Source organism: Xanthomonas sp. SHU 166 (assembly GCF_000364685.1).
GTDB lineage: Bacteria > Pseudomonadota > Gammaproteobacteria > Xanthomonadales > Xanthomonadaceae > Xanthomonas_A > Xanthomonas_A sontii.
This window is the reverse complement of the sequence record NZ_AQOJ01000662.1, coordinates 1-2,398: the sequence shown is the minus strand read 5'-3', so window position 1 is coordinate 2,398 and position 2,398 is coordinate 1. Positions and strand designations below refer to the sequence as shown.

Sequence of the window (2,398 nt, the reverse complement as noted above, 5' to 3'; positions counted from 1 at the left end):
ACAGGCGGGCCCGCCGCGGCCGCACGCCTAGGGCGCACGGCGGTCGATCGAACCGCCGGATTCTATCATGACAGGCGCCCGATTGCCCGGTTTTTGCCGGCGCGAACAAGCACTTGCGCGCCTCCGGCAGCGCCCGCCGGGCGCCGCCGCAGTGCCCCGGCTCAGCCGCCGAAGGCGGCGCGCATGCGCGCCGGGTCCGGCTGCTCGATCACCCCGCGCTCGGTGACGATGGCATCGATCAGGTCCGCCGGGGTCACGTCGAACACCGGGTTCCAGGCGGCGATGCCGTCGGCCACGGTGCGCGTGCCGCCGACGCCGAACAGCTCGCCCGGATCGCGTTGCTCGATCTCGATCTGCGCGCCGTCGGCAGTGTCCATGTCCACGGTGGACGACGGCGCCACCACCATGAATTTGACGCCATGGTGGCGCGCGGCGATCGCCAGCTGGTAGGTGCCGATCTTGTTGGCGGTGTCGCCATTGGCGCAGATGCGGTCGGCGCCGACGATCACCCACTGCACCGCGCCGGTCTTCATCAGGTGCGAGGCGGCCGAATCGGCGATCAGGGTGGCGTCGATGCCGTCCTGCTGCAGTTCCCACACGGTCAGCCGCGCGCCCTGCAGCCACGGCCGGGTCTCGCCGGCGAACACCTTGGCGATGCGCTGCTGGGCGACGCCGGCGCGGATCACGCCCAGCGCGGTACCGAAGCCGGCGGTGGCCAGCGAGCCGGTGTTGCAATGGGTCAGCACGCCGCTGCCCGGCACGATCAGGCCGGCACCGAGCGCGCCCATGTGCCGGTTGGCGGCCAGATCCTCCTCGGCGATCGCCTGCGCCTCGCGCTCCAGCACCGAGCGCCAGTCGCTGCCGGCCGCGCCCAGTGCCGTGCGCATGCGCGCCAGCGCCCAGGCCAGGTTGACCGCGGTCGGGCGCGCGGCATTGAGCCGCTGCAGGGCCGGCTCCAGCTTCCGCAACGCCTCGGCGCCGTTCTCGGCCTGCACCTCGCGCGCGGCCAGCACCGTGCCCCAGCCTGCAGCGATGCCGATCGCCGGCGCGCCGCGCACGGCCAGGGCGTGGATCGCCGCGGCGACCTGGTCGCTGTCGGTGCAGCGCACGTGTTCGACTGCGAACGGCAGCTTGCGCTGGTCCAGCAGCTCCAGCGCGTCGCCGGTCCACAGGATCGGGCGGATATGGTCGTAGCGTGCGTAATCGATATCGAGGGCGGCGTTCATCGCGCCATTGTAAACGCCGGCGATTGCGGATTGAGGACGCCGTGCGGTGTCGCAACGCCGCGCCAGCGCTCAGTTGACGCTGAACTCGGCGCGGCAGCCCTTGTCCACCCAGATACCATCGCGATCCCAGCCCCAGCTGTCGTCCTGCACGCAGGGCGCGCCGGACAATTGCCGGCGCAGTTCGACACGATCCTGCACGCTGACGCCGCAGCGGCGCCGCGCCTTGCCCTTGGATTCGCACAGCACCGGCCGCGGGCCGGCGGGGAAGCCGGAGCCGTCGGCGGCGCCGATCTCGAACTCGCCGCGGCAGCCGCGCGCGACCCAGATCTCGTTGCGGCGCACACCCCAGCTGCGCTCCTCGCGGCACGGCACCGACGACAACTGCCGCATCAGCCGCACCGGCGCCCCGCGCAGCATCACCGGGCAACTCTCAAGGCGACCATCGGACTCGCAGCGCAACACGCGGCGCATCGCGCTGCGCGGCGCTTCCACCGGATTGGGACGGAATTCGGCGCGACAGCCCAGGGTCACCCACACGCCGGTGGCGTCGGAACCCCACTCGCTGCCACGGATGCAGTCGTTGTCGGAGAGTTGCCGCACCAGTTGCACGCCCTGGTCGGTGGACATCGGACAGTGCACCCAGGTCATGTCGCGCGACTCGCAGCGGACCACCGCGGCATCGTACGCGTCGGTGTCCTGCGCCGGCGACGGCATCGGCCACACGCTTGCCGCCAACCCCAGCCAACACCAGCCACCGAGCCCGTACGCCCACTTCATGCTTGGCTCTGCCCCTATGCCTAGAACCTGAACAACGAAGACCTGCTGGCGCGCGGCGTGCGCATGCCGTGCCCGATCAAACCATCATCGGTGTGGACAACGCAACAACGCGCCGCGAAAACACGTGACGGCCGGTTCAGGCATGCGCGAAATCGTAGGCGAGCACCTCGCCGATCTGCGCGGTGCCGCGCATTGCCATCAGCAGCCGGTCCACGCCGACCGCGACGCCGGCGCAGTCGGGCAAGGCCGGCAGCGCCTGCAGCAGCCGCTCGTCCAGCGGCGGCAGCACCGCGCCGCGCGCCTGACGCAGCGCATGGTCGCGTAGGAAGCGCCGGCGCTGCTCGGCGGCATCGTTGAGCTCGTGGTAGCCGTTGGCCAGTTCGTAGCTGCCCAGG

Annotated in this window: 3 protein-coding genes; all 3 read right to left on the bottom strand. The window is 71.4% G+C overall.

The genetic code is table 11. The features are described 5' to 3' along the window. Window positions 1-161 precede the first annotated feature (161 nt). Window positions 162-1,226: an S-methyl-5-thioribose-1-phosphate isomerase gene (mtnA, locus tag D180_RS15770; RefSeq protein WP_017913559.1), complete on the bottom strand. Its 1,065-nt coding sequence runs from the start codon at window positions 1,224-1,226 to the stop codon at window positions 162-164. Window positions 1,227-1,295: 69 nt separating this feature from the next. Further along, window positions 1,296-1,940 carry a DUF3011 domain-containing protein gene (locus D180_RS15765; RefSeq protein ID WP_017913558.1) on the bottom strand — a complete coding sequence of 215 codons (645 nt, stop codon included), beginning with the start codon at window positions 1,938-1,940 and terminating at the stop codon, window positions 1,296-1,298. Window positions 1,941-2,139: 199 nt separating this feature from the next. Further along, the coding region (locus tag D180_RS15760) for an amino acid--tRNA ligase-related protein (RefSeq protein ID WP_043091117.1) at window positions 2,140-2,398 on the bottom strand (259 nt) is incomplete at its 5' end.

Coding starts and splice junctions, on each gene's coding strand:
- mtnA (WP_017913559.1), bottom strand. CDS start 1,226: ATGAACGCCGCCCTCGATATCGATTACGCACGCTACGACCATATCCGC.
- D180_RS15765 (WP_017913558.1), bottom strand. CDS start 1,940: ATGCCGTCGCCGGCGCAGGACACCGACGCGTACGATGCCGCGGTGGTC.